The 14,598-nt window shown below is 61.8% G+C and carries 14 protein-coding genes; 6 read left to right on the top strand and 8 right to left on the bottom strand.

Features of this window, described 5'->3' with window-relative positions; genetic code table 11:
- The first annotated feature begins 30 nt into the window (after positions 1 to 30).
- Positions 31 to 798 (top strand): tetratricopeptide repeat protein, encoded by a 768-nt coding sequence (locus ACK8OE_RS17775; protein WP_410273676.1) that lies wholly within the window; start codon positions 31 to 33, stop codon positions 796 to 798.
- Between the two features lie 34 nt (positions 799 to 832).
- On the opposite strand, the gene purL is transcribed toward ACK8OE_RS17775, so the two are convergent.
- The 5 genes from purL to purC all read right to left on the bottom strand — a co-directional run bounded on the left by purL (position 833) and on the right by purC (position 6,377).
- The gene (gene purL, locus ACK8OE_RS17780) at positions 833 to 3,049 is read right to left on the bottom strand and encodes a phosphoribosylformylglycinamidine synthase subunit PurL (RefSeq protein ID WP_410273677.1); all 2,217 of its coding nucleotides are present in this window, start codon (positions 3,047 to 3,049) and stop codon (positions 833 to 835) included.
- Positions 3,050 to 3,100: 51 nt separating this feature from the next.
- Positions 3,101 to 4,549: an alpha/beta fold hydrolase gene (locus ACK8OE_RS17785; protein WP_410273678.1), complete on the bottom strand. Its 1,449-nt coding sequence runs from the start codon at positions 4,547 to 4,549 to the stop codon at positions 3,101 to 3,103.
- Positions 4,550 to 4,628: 79 nt separating this feature from the next.
- Positions 4,629 to 5,300 (bottom strand): phosphoribosylformylglycinamidine synthase subunit PurQ, encoded by a 672-nt coding sequence (purQ, locus tag ACK8OE_RS17790; protein ID WP_126423987.1) that lies wholly within the window; start codon positions 5,298 to 5,300, stop codon positions 4,629 to 4,631.
- A gap of 1 nt (position 5,301) precedes the next feature.
- Positions 5,302 to 5,553 carry a phosphoribosylformylglycinamidine synthase subunit PurS gene (gene purS, locus ACK8OE_RS17795; RefSeq protein ID WP_290793142.1) on the bottom strand — a complete coding sequence of 84 codons (252 nt, stop codon included), beginning with the start codon at positions 5,551 to 5,553 and terminating at the stop codon, positions 5,302 to 5,304.
- Positions 5,554 to 5,618: 65 nt separating this feature from the next.
- On the bottom strand, positions 5,619 to 6,377 hold the full coding sequence (gene purC, locus ACK8OE_RS17800; RefSeq protein ID WP_126423985.1) for a phosphoribosylaminoimidazolesuccinocarboxamide synthase: 759 nt from the start codon (positions 6,375 to 6,377) through the stop codon (positions 5,619 to 5,621).
- A 246-nt stretch (positions 6,378 to 6,623) separates the two neighbouring features.
- Here purC and ACK8OE_RS17805 point away from each other — a divergent pair, with 246 nt between their 5' ends.
- Complete coding sequence (locus ACK8OE_RS17805) at positions 6,624 to 6,947, top strand: DUF1476 domain-containing protein (protein ID WP_013480523.1); 324 nt, start codon at positions 6,624 to 6,626, stop codon at positions 6,945 to 6,947.
- A gap of 31 nt (positions 6,948 to 6,978) precedes the next feature.
- Here ACK8OE_RS17805 and ACK8OE_RS17810 read toward each other — a convergent pair whose 3' ends face one another.
- Both ACK8OE_RS17810 and purB read right to left on the bottom strand, forming a co-directional pair.
- Complete coding sequence (locus ACK8OE_RS17810) at positions 6,979 to 7,689, bottom strand: 2OG-Fe(II) oxygenase family protein (RefSeq protein WP_410273679.1); 711 nt, start codon at positions 7,687 to 7,689, stop codon at positions 6,979 to 6,981.
- Between the two features lie 147 nt (positions 7,690 to 7,836).
- Positions 7,837 to 9,141 (bottom strand): adenylosuccinate lyase, encoded by a 1,305-nt coding sequence (gene purB / locus ACK8OE_RS17815; RefSeq protein WP_410273680.1) that lies wholly within the window; start codon positions 9,139 to 9,141, stop codon positions 7,837 to 7,839.
- Between the two features lie 169 nt (positions 9,142 to 9,310).
- Between purB and ACK8OE_RS17820 the strand changes: the two genes are divergently transcribed.
- From ACK8OE_RS17820 to ACK8OE_RS17835, 4 genes are all read left to right on the top strand, one after another.
- Positions 9,311 to 11,176, top strand: coding sequence for a glycoside hydrolase family 9 protein (locus ACK8OE_RS17820; protein ID WP_410273681.1), 1,866 nt, complete (start codon positions 9,311 to 9,313; stop codon positions 11,174 to 11,176).
- Between the two features lie 107 nt (positions 11,177 to 11,283).
- On the top strand, positions 11,284 to 12,528 hold the full coding sequence (locus ACK8OE_RS17825; RefSeq protein ID WP_410273682.1) for a peptidoglycan-binding domain-containing protein: 1,245 nt from the start codon (positions 11,284 to 11,286) through the stop codon (positions 12,526 to 12,528).
- Between the two features lie 229 nt (positions 12,529 to 12,757).
- Complete coding sequence (gene msrP, locus ACK8OE_RS17830; protein ID WP_410273683.1) at positions 12,758 to 13,687, top strand: protein-methionine-sulfoxide reductase catalytic subunit MsrP; 930 nt, start codon at positions 12,758 to 12,760, stop codon at positions 13,685 to 13,687.
- The gene (locus tag ACK8OE_RS17835; RefSeq protein ID WP_410273684.1) at positions 13,687 to 14,283 is read left to right on the top strand and encodes a sulfite oxidase heme-binding subunit YedZ; all 597 of its coding nucleotides are present in this window, start codon (positions 13,687 to 13,689) and stop codon (positions 14,281 to 14,283) included. Before msrP ends, ACK8OE_RS17835 begins: the two co-directional genes overlap by 1 nt.
- A 154-nt stretch (positions 14,284 to 14,437) precedes the next feature.
- On the opposite strand, the gene ACK8OE_RS17840 is transcribed toward ACK8OE_RS17835, so the two are convergent.
- Positions 14,438 to 14,598: JAB domain-containing protein (locus ACK8OE_RS17840; protein ID WP_410273686.1), on the bottom strand; the 161-nt coding region annotated here is incomplete at its 5' end.

Raw genomic sequence — 14,598 nt, forward strand, 5'->3', positions numbered from 1 at the left:
CATGGCTTTACCCTATTTACGGACCGCCGCATGACCAATCTGACGGATATCCGCAACCCCAAGCCTAAGCCGTGGGTGCGCTGGGTGCAGGTGCTGGCTTTTGTGGTGCCGCTGGTCATTGCCGGGCTGTGGATGTGGCAGGAGAACGAGCGCTGGCGCGGCGTCAAAATCTACAAGACGGCTTTTGATTACGAACTGGCCTATGCCGAGATCGGCGTGCTGAAGTCGCAGGTCTATGTGGCACAGGCCTATGATAACGGCTTTCAGGTCGAGAAAGACCCGGCCAAGGCTGTGGAATGGTACAAAAAAGCGGCAGCCCAGAGCCATGCCGAGGCGCAGTATCAGTTAGGGCGCCACTATCTCAACGGCGAGGGAATCGCAAAAGACGAGAAGGAGGCCTTTGTCTGGGTACAGCGCTCGGCCTTCAAGGACTATCCGCAAGGCTTGCTGCTGACGGGGCAGATGCTGTGCGAGGGGCGGGGTGTCGAGGCCAACTGTACGCGGGGGATCGACCTGATCCGCAAGGCCGCCGAAGCTGGCTTGCCCGAAGCGCAGAGCGAATGGGCGCGGCGACTGGAGGCAGGCGAGGGCGTGACCAAGGACCTGACCGAGGCCTATGTTTTCTATGCACTGGCGCACGAAGGGCGCACCTGGCAACAAAACCCGCCACCGGTATCCGCTGATCTGCAACGGCTGACGCCGTTGATGACCAAGGCTCAGATCACCGAAGCGGATAAGCGCTTTACCGAACGCCGCCCGGAGCGGGTGCGACCGGGGCAAAATCAGGTGACATTTTAAGAAGTTCCCTCCCTCAACATCAAGGGAGGGGCCTTTACGACCCCATAAATTCCGGCAGCCAGCGCTCATTGGCGGTTTGCAGCTCAGCGAGGCTTAGCGACATCGCACCGGTCAGGCTGAGGTCAGAGCCGCCTGCCACGCCGATGGTCAGGGCCGGGACGCCCGCTTCGGCGGCCTTGGCCAGCACCAGATGCGCCGAGGCTTCGTCCACCGCGATCAGGTAGCGCGCCTGATCTTCGGCAAAGGCGAAGGTGTGGTCTTCGAGATCGGTGGGGTTTTTCAGCTCGATCCCGACGCCCGATGCCGAAGCCATGTCGAAAGCCGCGGGCAGCAGGCCGCCGTCCGACAGGTCGTGCACGGCCTTGGCGGTTTTGGAGCGGATCAGGTCGCGCACAAAGTCGCCATTGCGCTTTTCGACGCTCAGATCGACCTTCGGCGGCGCCCCGGCTTCGATGCCGTGCACTTCGCGCAGGTAGAGAGACGAGCCCAGTTCGCCCACGGTTTCCCCGACGAGGACCAGCACCTGACCGGCCTTCAGCGTATCAAAACCGACGCGCTGATCGTAGTCGGTCAGCAGGCCCACCGCGCCCACGGTCGGGGTCGGGGGGATGGCGACGCCATTGGTCTCGTTATACAGCGACACATTCCCCGACACGACGGGGAAGTTCAGTTCGCGGCAGGCTTCGGCCATGCCGTCGATGGCGCGCACGATCTGCCCCATGATCTTGGGGCGTTCCGGATTGCCGAAGTTCAGATTGTCGGTGATGGCAATAGGATCGGCCCCTACGGCGGTCAGGTTGCGCCAGGCTTCGGCCACGGCCTGCTTGCCGCCCTCATAGGGGTTGGCCTTGACGTAGCGCGGCGTGCAGTCCGAGGTGACGGCCAGCGCCTTCTTGGTGCCATGGACGCGGACCATGCCGGCGTCCGAACCGGTCGCTGAGTCGGCCAGAGTGTCGGCCATGACGTGGCGGTCGTACTGTTCCCACAGCCAGCGCTTGGAGGCCATGTCGGGCGAGGCCAGAATCGTCAGCAGGGCATCACCGACCGGGGCCGACGGCGCTGAGGCGATCGGCGCTTCCATATCCGGTTCGACCCACGGGCGATCGTACAGCGGTGCGTCGTCGCTCAGCGGGCCCAGCGGCAAGTCGCAGACGACCTCGCCCTTGTGCTTCAGAACGATATGGCCCGAGGTGTTGGTTTCGCCGATGACGGCGGCATCGAGGCCCCACTTTTCGAAGATGCGGTAGCCGTCGTTTTCGCGGCCCGGCTTGAGGATGGCCAGCATCCGCTCCTGCGACTCCGACAGCATCATCTCATAGGCCGACATGTTCTCTTCGCGCTGCGGCACCTTGTCGAGGTCGAGCGTGATGCCGAGGCCGCCCTTACCGGCCATTTCAACCGACGAGGAGGTGAGACCGGCGGCGCCCATGTCCTGAATAGCGGCAACGGCACCCGACGCCATCAACTCCAGCGTCGCTTCGATCAGCAGCTTTTCGGCGAAGGGGTCGCCCACCTGCACCGTCGGGCGCTTCTCTTCGGAGTCTTCTGAGAATTCGGCCGAGGACATGGTCGCGCCGTGGATGCCGTCGCGGCCCGTCTTGGAGCCGAAATAGACGACCGGCAGGCCGGGTTCCGGCGCGGCGGAATAGAAGATCTTGTCGGCATCGGCCAGGCCCACGCACATGGCGTTGACGAGGCAGTTGCCATTATAGCCCGCGTGGAAGTTGGTTTCGCCGGCCACGGTCGGCACGCCGACGCAGTTGCCGTAACCGCCGATGCCCGCGACGACGCCGTCGACGATGCGTTTGGTTTTGGGATGCGACGGCTCACCGAAGCGCAAGGCGTTGAGCAGCGCCACCGGGCGCGCACCCATGGTGAAGACGTCGCGCATGATGCCGCCGACGCCCGTCGCCGCGCCCTGATAGGGTTCGATATAGGAGGGGTGGTTATGGCTTTCCATCTTGAAGATGCAGGCCTGACCGTCGCCAATGTCGATGACCCCGGCGTTTTCGCCCGGCCCGCAGATGACGCGCTCACCCGTCACCGGGAATTTGCGCAGGTGCATGCGCGAGGATTTGTACGAGCAGTGCTCCGACCACATCACCGAAAACACGCCCAGCTCGACATAGTTGGGCTCTCGCCCCAGCCGGTCGAGGATGACCTGATATTCGTCGGGCTTCAGTCCGAACTCCGACGCATAGTCGGCCATGGACTTCTGGGTTTGGGCGGGGGCGGAGGATGTCGTGCTCATGGGCGCGCGTTTAGCGGATTCAGTACGCCCTGTCAGCTATTATTGCCGGGCTCACTCGTAAATGAACGGAAATTTGGGGCGGTCGTCTTTCATGCACGAGGTGTCCACGGCGGGATTGGCGGTTTGCAGAAACTGCGCCATCATTTTTTGCGCACAGGCGCTGCCCTGAATCGTGTGCATTCGGTTGACAAAGGTATAGTTGCGCCCGTGGCTGAGGCGCTTGACGGCCTCATCCGACAACTCCGCCGGACAGCCCGCGTCGATATCCGCCGACAGCATCAGGGTCGGGATATCGCTGGCCAGGGGCAGGTTTTCCACTGCCTCGGCGCGGCCTGTGGCAAAGGCCGGGCAGACCTCAAAGAAGCGGCGCGCATCGCGGGCGACGGACAGGGCGATCGGGTCGTTGCGGTCGGTGGCCTCAAGCGCCGCCGGGTCTTCGAAGGCAAATTCCTCACGGCACAGGGTGGTGAAGAACTGGCCTTCGGTATAGCCCGCCTGCACCTTTTTGAAGGCGTCCAACGCGGCAAAATCGCCCTTCAGCAGGCGATCCATGGTCAGGGGCAGGCTTCGCGCGCCGTGATCGCTGTAGAGTTCATCGAGCAGGAAGGCCCCGACTTCGTCCGCCGTATAGGTCTGGCCCTTGTACGTGACCGGCGCGTCCAGCCACTGTTTCAGGCGGGCATCGAAGCGCGCTTCCAGATCGGGGAAGCGCTGACGGCAGGTGGTATCGGCGCGGCAATAGGCCAGCCCCTGACGCACTTCGCGCGACACCAGACCGGGCAGGGGGGCGGTGGCATTGGCCTCCGGCGGCCAGATAGAACTGAGGATAACGCTGCGCAGGCCTTCCGGGTCGTGCTGCATCACGGCCATGGCGACGCGCGTGCCATAGGAGCCGCCGAACAGGTTATAGGTGGTGATGTGCAGGGCCTGACGCAGGTCGCGGATATCCTGAGCGATGACGGCGGAATGATATTGCGACGTGTCCACGCCTTTGGCGCGCCAGTGCAGGCCACAGGCCTTCAGCACCTCGACGCCCGCCGCGCTGGTCACACCCGCGTCGGACAGGGGCGCTTCGCCGCAATCGAGCGACGGGGTCGATTGCCCGGTGCCGCGATGATCGAACAGGATCAGGTCGCGGTTGAGCGCGGTCTTGTCGCCCTTGGCGATATAGGGCGCAGCCGCGACAATATCGCCGCCGGGGCCGCCGTGCAGATAGATCAGGGGATCGGGCTTTTTGTCCGGCGTGGCGGCACGGGCAATGACGACGGGAAAGCTGATGCGGCGGCCATTGCCGCTGCCGCGTGTTTCCTCAACCACCATATCGCCGCATTCGATGGGGCGGGTTGTGACGATGTTCTTGTAGGCGGCGGGGCAGGCTTTCGCGTGATAGCCCAGTGGCAGGTCACTGGTCACAGGCGTGTCGGGGAAGGGACTGGCCGCGGCGCTCCCCGCCGTCAAAGCCACAATCGCAGAGACCCAAAACCCATTACGGATAAGCATAAAAAACCCCTTACCTGTCCGGCCAGACGGACAGGTAAGGGGTTGCATTTGCAACCGTTTGTGTCAATCGGCCTTTGCGTCAGGCGGCCTGAAGCACGCGCATCAGGCTGTGGAACAGCGGCGCGCCGTCGGCCGAGCCCAGCGCCGGTTCAAAGGCGCGGTCCGGATGCGGCATCATGCCCAGCACATTGCCTTCGGCATTCATGATCCCGGCGATGTTGTTGACCGAGCCATTGGGGTTTTCAACGTAACGGAACACGACCTGATTATTGTCTTCGATGGCTTTCAGGGTTTCGGCATCGGCGAAGAAGTTGCCGTCGCCATTGCCCTGCGTCATCCACACGCTCGCCTTGTCGCCATAGGCCGAGGTAAAGCGCGTGTTGCGATTTTCAATCGTCAGTTCAATGGGTTTGCAGACGTACTTAAGACCTGCATTGCGCATCAGCGCGCCAGGCAGCAGGCCGGCTTCGCACAGGATCTGGAAGCCGTTGCAGATGCCGACGACCGAGACGCCGCGCTGCGCCGCCTTGACCACCTCAGCCATCACCGGCGACAGCGACGCCATCGCGCCGCAACGCAGATAGTCGCCATAGGAGAAGCCGCCCGGCACGACGATCAGGTCGAGGCCCGCGGGCAGGCTCGTGTCCTGATGCCACACCATGCTGACTTGGGCCCCGGTCGTCACCTCGACCGCCACCTTGCAGTCGCGGTCGCAATTGGAACCCGGAAAGACGAGGACGGCGGCTTTCATCTTACGCGACCTCGATGCGGTAGGATTCGATGACCGTATTGGCCAGCAGCTTTTCGCACATGGACTTCACCTCGGCTTCGGCGGCGGCCTTGTCCGTGCTGTTCAGGTCGAACTCCAGCACCTTGCCGACGCGGACATTGGCGACATCGCTCCAGCCGGCGGTGCCCGCCAGCCCGTTGAGCGCGCCTTCGACGGCCTTGCCCTGAACGTCGAGAACGCCCGCCTTGAGGAAGATATGAACCGTGGCTTTCATCTTTTCACTTCGTTTAAGAGAGTAAGCAAAAAGTCCACCGTCACCGATGGACTTAAGAGGGAAGATTACTGCGCACCGCCCTCGATGACGCGGGGCATGTCCTTCATGATCCCAAGGCGCTTGGCGACCTCGGTATAGGACTCGATCACGTCGCCCAGATCGCGGCGGAAGCGGTCCTTGTCCAGCTTTTCGCCCGACTGCGTGTCCCACAGACGGCACGAATCGGGGCTGATCTCGTCGGCGAGGATGACGCGCGAGAACTCGCCTTCGAACAGGCGGCCGAACTCGATCTTGAAATCGACCAGGGTGATGCCGACGGCGGCGAACATGCCGCACAGGAAGTCATTGACGCGCAGCGTCATGGCCAGAATATCGTCGATTTCCTGCGTCGTGGCCCAGTTGAAGGCCGTGATGTGCTCTTCCGTAATCATGGGATCGCCCATCTCATCGTTCTTGTAGTAGAACTCGATGATGGACCGCGGCAACTGCTGGCCTTCGGGCAGGTTGAAGCGCTTGGCCATCGAACCGGCGACGACATTGCGGCAGACGACTTCCAGCGGGATGATCTCGACTTCGCGGATCAGTTGTTCGCGCAGGTTCAGGCGCTTGATGAAGTGGTTTTGCACGCCGATCTGCGTCAGGCGGGTCATCACGAATTCGCTGATGCGGTTGTTGATGACGCCCTTGCCTTCGAGTTGCGCCTTCTTCTCGCCGTTGAAGGCGGTGGCGTCGTCCTTGAAGTACTGGACCAGCGTACCGGGCTCAGGGCCTTCGTACAGGATCTTGGCCTTGCCTTCGTAAATCTTCTTGCGGCGGGTGGTCATGGCGCCATCTCCAGAAAGGGCAGCGCATGTGCAGACGTCGGAATAGTCAAACCGTCCGGGCCAGCCGGTGAGGGGTGTCGGGGAGGGTTTGAAAAGGGCGTCTGACGCACGGCTGTGAAAGAGGCATCCCAAGGATGCGATTGGGTGCAGCCAATAATCAAAAACTTTTGTGATGTAAATGACGGTTTGTGTTGCGCGGGGTCATGGCGCGCATTAAAACCAAAAGGACAAGTGAGGTTTATCCCTATGACGACGTTTGATGACCGATCCAAAGGTTTCGAAGCGCAGTTCGCCCACAACGAAGAGTTTGAATTCAAGGCTGTGGCGCGCCGTAACCGCATGATCGGCCTGTGGGCTGGCGAAAAGATGGGCCTGTCCGGCGACAATCTCGAAAACTACGCCAAGGCCGTGGTGCGCGCCGATTTCGAGCAGCCGGGCGAGGAAGACGTGATTCGCAAGGTGCTGGGTGACCTGACGGCCTCCAACATCCCGGTACGCGAAACAGAGGTGCGAACCAAGGTGGTTGAGTTTCTGGCTCAGGCCCGCGAGGCGCTGAAGAACGAGCAGTAGGATACGAACCCGGCTCACAAGGCCGGGTTTTTTATTTCCTGACAAATCGCCCGGTGACCGCAAACCTTGGCGCGCCGGCGTAGGCGGCGAGAGAAGCCACCGAGCGGGGCTGATCACCGGCATAGAGGGCCAGATCATTGAGGCGTGGCATGATACCGCCTTCGATGTCGCCCGACGGCGAATGGAATAGAATTTGACCACCCCAGTCCGAGCGCCAGTCGTGGGTGAAGTTCCATTCAAAGGTCAGGGCGGCCTGCGCGTCCGTATGCATGGTGAAGAAGTCGCCGGGGCGGTAGCCGGTGGCGATCAGGCTTTGCAGTTTCAGCCCCGACAGACCGGTCAGGTTTTCGCAGAAGGCCGCAAAGTCTGCTGACCACACAAGTTTAGCCAGTGCAAACAGCGGATGGTCTTCACCAAGGTTTACCAACGCCTCTTTTGAGGTCAGGTCATAGCCCAGATGCAGGAAGCTTAAGCCCGTCTGGGCGCGTTCGGCCGCAGCGGCGAGGCGGTCCTGAATCTCCGACGGATTGAGCGTCTCAAGCTCGGTGCGCGACAGGATGTCCGGCTGGCCTTCGCTATCGACCAGATGCAGTTCCCACAGGGTCTGCTGCTCCAGCGCGTGATGAACGGCGTGGGCGTCCTCGTGCGACAGGGCCCCTTCGAGCCGGATGCGGCCCTTGCGCGCAAAACGGTCTCGGTAGCCGGCAAAATCGAAGGCGTCGGTCAGAAGGGAAAGGGACATGGTCTTACTCCAAAGTGCCTCCCCTGATATCAGGGGAGGTGGATTTTGGCGCGGAGCGGCAAAAGACGGTGGGGTTAATTGCCGCCGGATTAACCCCCCTCCGGCTTTCAGCCGGTGTCCCGCCTAAAATTAGGGGGGATACGGCTCTTATTCCCCAAACACGCGGGCGAAGATCGTATCGACGTGCTTGGTGTGGTAGCCGAGGTCAAAGAAGGGCTCAAGCTCTTCGCGGGTGAAGAATTTCGACACGTCCTCGTCGGCGCTGAGGAAGTCGAGGAAGTTGCCTTCGCCGCGCCAGACGCGCATGGCGTTGCGCTGAACCGCCGAATAGCTGTCTTCGCGCGACATGCCCTTTTGCGTCAGGGCCAGCAGCACGCGCTGTGAGTGGACGAGGCCGCCCAGCCGGTCGAGGTTCTTCTGCATGTTTTCCGGATAAACCATCAGGTTTTCCATGACGCCCGCCAGACGACGCAGGGCAAAGTCCAAATGCACGCAGGCGTCCGGTGCGATGCCGCGCTCGACCGAGGAGTGCGAAATATCGCGTTCGTGCCATAGGGCAACGTTTTCCATGGCGGGAACAACGGCCGAGCGCACCAGACGTGCCAGACCCGTCAGGTTTTCGGTCAGAACGGGATTGCGCTTGTGCGGCATGGCCGACGAACCCTTCTGTCCCTTGGAGAAGAACTCTTCGGCCTCCAGCACTTCGGTGCGTTGCAGGTGGCGGATTTCCACCGCCAGACGTTCAATGGACGAGGCCACGACGCCCAGCGCCGCGAAGAAGGCGGCGTGACGGTCGCGCGGGATGACCTGGGTCGAGACGGGCTCGACGCTCAGGCCCATCTTTTCGGCCACATAGGCTTCGACTTCGGGCGAGACATTGGCAAAGGTGCCGACCGCGCCGGAAATGGCGCAGGTCGAGATTTCCTCACGCGCGACCTCAAGGCGCTTTTTGGCGCGAACAAATTCGGCGTAGTAACCGGCCAGTTTCAGGCCAAACGTCACCGGCTCGGCGTGGATGCCGTGCGAACGCCCCACCGTCGGCGTAAATTTATGCTCAAGGGCGCGCTTTTTCAGCGCCGCCAGCACCAGATCAACGCCTTCGATCAGCAGGTCGGCCGAACGCTGAAGCTGAACCGCGAAACAGGTATCAAGCACGTCCGAAGAGGTCATGCCCTGATGCAGGAAGCGCGCTTCGGGGCCGACGATTTCCGACACATGGGTCAGGAAGGCGATGACGTCGTGCTTCACCGCGCGCTCAATCTCGTCGATGCGGTCCGAATCGAACTGCGCATCCTTACCCTTGGCCCACAGGGTTTCGGCGGCCTCGGTCGGGATGACCCCCAGTTCGGCCATCTTGGTCGCGGCGTGGGCCTCGATTTCGAACCAGATCTTGTACTTGGTCGAAGGGTCCCAGATGGCGGCGGCGTCCTGACGGGAATAACGGGGGATCATGGCAAGGTCCGGTCTGAGAGAGATAAAGGGGGATAAAATGGTCGCGGTTCTGTTGGGCGGATGTGTCCTCTGAGTCAAGATTTAAATGTACTTTTCGCACCGGGCAGGGTTTGTTAGGACAACGCAGTGACAGCGCTGACATAGGCGCGGAGATTGAGGGAGAAACGGTATGAAACAAGCGCTTTTAGCCGGCGTCGTGATGGCCTGCCTGGGGGGGGTGGCGATGGCTCAGCCGAGCCTGCCACGGCCTTATCAGCATCACTATATGGAATTTCCGACGCTCAATCAGACCGGGTTTCAGCCGGATTCGCCCAAAATCGCCGTCTATGCCGTGCCCGAAGACGCACCAGCGCCCGCTGGCAAGGCATGGCCCGCCATAGACTGGGTGGTGAGGGACGCGGCCAATACGGTGGTGCTATCCGGACGCAGCGAAGCGTTCGGTCTCAATGCCGGGTCGGGCATGGTGGTGTACCAGATTGATTTTTCCGCTCTGAAGACGCCCGGTAGCGGCTATGTGGTCGGGGTGAAAACCGGCGACACCTCTAAGGTCAGCGCGCCTTTCGACATTCGCGCGGACGTCTATCAATCATTGAAATACGACGCTCTGGCCTTCTTCTATCACCAGCGGGCCAGCGTACCTATCGAAGCGAAATACGTCGGTGAGCGTTTCGCCCGGCCCGTCGCGCACGAAAAGGAGATCGTCACCTGCTGGGGGCCGAAAGATTATCGCGGCAATGACTGGGGCGGTTGCCCCTACACGCTGGATGTGTCCAAAGGCTGGTACGATGCCGGGGACCACGGCAAGTACGTGGTCAATGGCGGTATCGCCGTGTGGACGCTGATGAACGCCTATGAGGGGGCGCAGGCGCGCGGCGACCGTAGCTTTGACGATGGGCGAGTGAAGATTCCCGAAGCGGGTAACGGCAAAAATGACCTGCTGGATGAGGTGCGCTTTGAAATGGACTTCCTGCTGGCCATGCAGGTGCCGGACGGGCAGACCCTGACCCTGCCATTAGGAGATCAGCGCAAGTCTCTGGACAAGCTCACCTTTACCCGTGTCGATGCGTCAGGTATGGCCCATCACAAGATGCACGACGAGCACTGGACGGCCATACCCATGCCGCCGCATCTCGATAAGGAAAAGCGCGGCCTCAGCTATCCCTCGACGGCGGCGACGCTCAATCTGGCGGCGACGGCGGCGCAGTGCGCGCGGGTGTTCAAAGGCGTGGACGACGCCTATGCCGACCGCTGCCTGACGGCGGCCAAAAAGGCCTATGCCGCCGCGAAACGCGTGCCCGACGCCTATGCTATTGACGTGTTGACGGGCGGTGGCGGGGGCTATGGTGACGGGCAACTGAGCGACGAATTCTACTGGGCGGCCGCGGAGCTTTATGCCACCACGGGGGACGCGGCCTATGCGGAGGATGTGAAGGCCTCGCCGCACTATCTGACGGCCACGGATTTCAGTTGGGGTAAGGTCGATACGCTGGGCACCCTGACGCTGGCAACGGTGGACACGCCCCTGCGGGCGGCGGCGCGTCAGGCCGTGGTGGCGCGCGCGGCGTTGATGCGGACAGAAACGTCCGGGCAGGGCTATCATATCGGCTTCAACAAGCCCTATGTCTGGGGCTCGACGGCCGATTTTATGAACCGGGCCATGCTGTTCGCCTACGCGGCGGATATCAGCGGCGACGCGGCCTATCGCGCCGAAGCCGTCAATCTGATGGATTATGTTTTAGGGCGTAACCCGCTGAATTTCAGCTATGTTTCGGGGTATGGCGAGCGCGCCATGCAGCATCCGCACCATCGCTTCTGGGCCAATGACGCCACCTTGCCGCCCCCGCCACCGGGCGTCATTGCTGGCGGACCCAATCAGAACCCCTCGGACCCCGATGCCAAAGCCCGTCTGAAAGACTGCGCCCCACAAATTTGTTATGTGGACCATATCGGCAGCTATTCTACCAATGAGGTGGCGGTGAACTGGAACGCCCCGCTGTTCTGGGTGGCGGCGTGGCTGGACGGCACGCGCAAGTGACAGGCTTTGAACAAGGTTAATTTACCCGAAAAACGCGAGTCGGGTTGGCGGCAGGGTTAATAAGGCGTTAAGCTTGCCGCAACTGATTTGTCTGTGAGGGTGCTGAGATGAGGAACTGGACGCTGAACACCGGCGTGTCGCTGATGGCGCTGGCGGTCATGGCGTGTGGTACGGGCGCGTGGGCGGCTAAGCCGGCGGTCAAACCGGCGTCCCCGGTCCTGAAGGAGACGCCCTCTGCCTATGGCGCATCGGGCGCGCAGGGCGTCTATATGGGTGAGGCCAAGGCCCCGGTTGTCAGCCCGGCGTCGGCCAAGGGCGATTGCCCCGATGGCGCTGTGGGTGGCGACCATCCGGACCTGCCGCCAGCGGTGGTCAAGGAAGCCCGTCCCAACCAGTGCTACACCCGTCTGATGAAGCCGCCGGTGCTGGAAACCTATGCCGAAAAGGTGCTGGTGGAGCCGGAGCGCGTCGAAACCCGCGCGGTGCCTGAGGAATGGCGCTGGGCGGAGCGTCAGGTGGTCGATCAGCCGCAACGCGTCGAGCGCAAGGTGATCCCCGCCGTGACGCGCAAGGTGATGGAAGAGCGCGTGGTGCAGCCGGCCACGTGGCGCGAGGAACCCGTTCCGCCCGTTTTCGAAAAGCGCACGGAAAGCGTCATGGTGCGCCCGGCGCGTCAGGAATGGGTGCGCTCGGAAGGGATTGCTACCGGTGCGGCGCTGGTTACCCCCGGCGATCATCAGCCGGTGCGTTACCGCGCCGATGGTATGCTCACCTGGCCCGGCAAGGAGCCGGTGGCGATTCAGGGCAGCGCCGAAACGACCGAGTACCTGCAAAAGGGCTCGGCCCAGACGATCTGGTGCCTGAAAGAGGTGCCGGCCGAATATAAGCAGGTCGAACGCATGGTCGAGGTGCAGCCGGCGACGGTGCGCCGCATCAAGGTCCCGGCCAGGGTCGAAAAGGTCGAGCGGGTCATAGTCGAGCGCGAGGAACAGGTCATCGAAAAGGTGATCCCGGCCACCTATCGCACGGAAAAGTATAAGGAAGTTATCAAACCGGCGCGCACGGAATCCTATACGGTCGCCCCCGTCTATAAGACGGTGGACAAGACCCGCGCGGTAAAGGCCCCTGAGCCTGTGTGGCGTGAAGTCCTGTGTGAACGCAACACCACCCCGGCCAAGATCAAGGCCCTTCAGGTGGCCCTGAAACAACGCGGCTACGATCCCGGCCCGGCCGATGGTACGCTGGGCACCAAGACCGTGGCGGCCATGCAGAAGTTTCAGGCCGATCAGGGTCTGCCACAGGGTCAGATTTCGGTCGAGGCCGCCGAAGCCCTGGGCGTGAAGATACATTAGGATGGGGAGGGCCGGTGCAGGGGGCACCGGCCTTTTTTGCATCTGGCGTGTCACCAAATGGCCGGTTTCTGCGTATAGTCATCTGTAATGCCAACGACCGAAGATGCTGATCGCATCCGGTCGTTGAAAACTCGCGAGTATCTCATCTGTATCAGCGACATGAGATATTCACGAAACGCATACCCAGGGTCATTTTCAATGACCTTGGTATAACCCACGGAGACTGCCCATGTTGATCCGCCACGCCCCCGACCTGACCGACAACGACGTCACGCCAAAGGATGTCTATCTCCGGCGGCGCGAGATCATGGCGGCCGGGATCGGTTTCGGGCTGGGGCTGGCCGGAACGGCTGTGCAAGCCGCGCAGGTGACGGGCAAGCTGAGCGCCAAACGCACCTTCTGGACCAATGAGACGCCGACCGATCTCGAAGCCGTGACGGGCCACAACAACTTCTATGAGTTTGGCACCGATAAGCTGGAGCCGGTCAAATACGCCTCGGCCCTGACCACGCGACCGTGGACGGTAAAGCTTGATGGCGACTGTGCCAAACCGCAGACGATCGACATCGAAACCCTGCTCAAGGGCGCGCTGGAGGAGCGCATCTACCGGCTGCGCTGTGTCGAAGGCTGGTCGATGGTCATTCCGTGGATCGGTATTCCGCTGGCCGAGGTCATCAAGCGCGCCGAACCCCTGTCGAAGGCCAAATATGTGGCCTTTGAGACGGCGCTGCGGCCCAAGGAAATGCGTGGCGTGTCCGACCGCATCCTGCAATGGCCCTATGTCGAGGGGTTGCGCATGGATGAGGCGATGAACCCGCTGGCCCTGCTGGCCGTCGGGCTTTATGGCGATCTGCTGCCCAATCAGAACGGCGCGCCGATCCGGCTGGTCGTGCCGTGGAAGTACGGGTTTAAATCCATCAAATCCATCGTGCGGATTTCCTTCACCACGCGCGAGCCACCGACCTCGTGGAACCGTTACGCACCGCGGGAATACGGCTTCTATTCCAATGTGAACCCGCAGGTCGATCATCCGCGCTGGTCACAGGCGACCGAGCGCCGCATCGGCGAATTCAAGCGCCGCCCGACCCTGATGTTCAACGGCTATGCCGACAATGTCGCGCACCTCTATGCCGGCATGGACCTGAAAAAGTATTACTGATGAAGGCCAAGCGCGGGTTTACGCCGGATATCGCCCTGATCTGCGCCCTGTGCCTGTTGCCGGCGCTGTGGCTGCTGTGGCGATTTTTCCAGAACGATCTGGGGGTTAATCCGGTCGAGACGGTGGTGCGGCAACTGGGCGTGTGGGGGTTGCGGCTGCTGGTGCTGGGCCTGGCCCTGACGCCATTAGCGCGCCTGTTGCGGCAGGGGCGGCTGATCCGCTGGCGGCGGCCCATCGGCCTGTTTGCTTTTGGCTACGTGGCGCTGCACCTGCTGAGCTATGTGGTGATCGATCAGTATTTCGACTGGGCGCAGATCTGGTCGGATATCCTCAAACGGCCCTATATCACTTTTGGGATGATAGCCTTTGTGCTGCTGATCCCGCTGGCCCTGACCTCGTTCAATGCGGCGATCCGGCGGCTGGGCGGGGTGGTGTGGCGGAATCTCCACCGGCTGATCTATCTGATCGTGCCGCTGGGGGCCTTGCACTACTTCCTGCTGGTCAAGGCCGACAAGGCGATGCCGCTGGTCTATGCGGCGATTATCGCCGTTCTGCTGGGCTGGCGCGTCTGGGAATGGGCGAGCAAGAAGGTTTAGCCACCAAAAACACGAAAAGCACGAACGGCAGAGGCTCAACTGACCCATCGGTGAAATGTGGCCTTACCTGTTTCAAAGCATTTTCAAAGCGCCTCAATCAGGATGTCTGAGAACGCTTTTTTTGTGCTTTTTCGTGTTTTTCGTTGCCAGACGTTTAAAACGCGCCGACCTGTTTCATGCTCAGCACGCCTTCGCGGCCAACGATCAGGTGGTCATGGATAGCAATTTTCAGCGGTTTCCCGGCGGCGATAATGGCCTTGGTCATGTCGATATCGCCCTGCGACGGCATGGGGTCGCCGGAGGGGTGGTTGCGGA

The organism is Asticcacaulis sp. W401b (assembly GCF_046503825.1).
Taxonomy (GTDB): domain Bacteria; phylum Pseudomonadota; class Alphaproteobacteria; order Caulobacterales; family Caulobacteraceae; genus Asticcacaulis.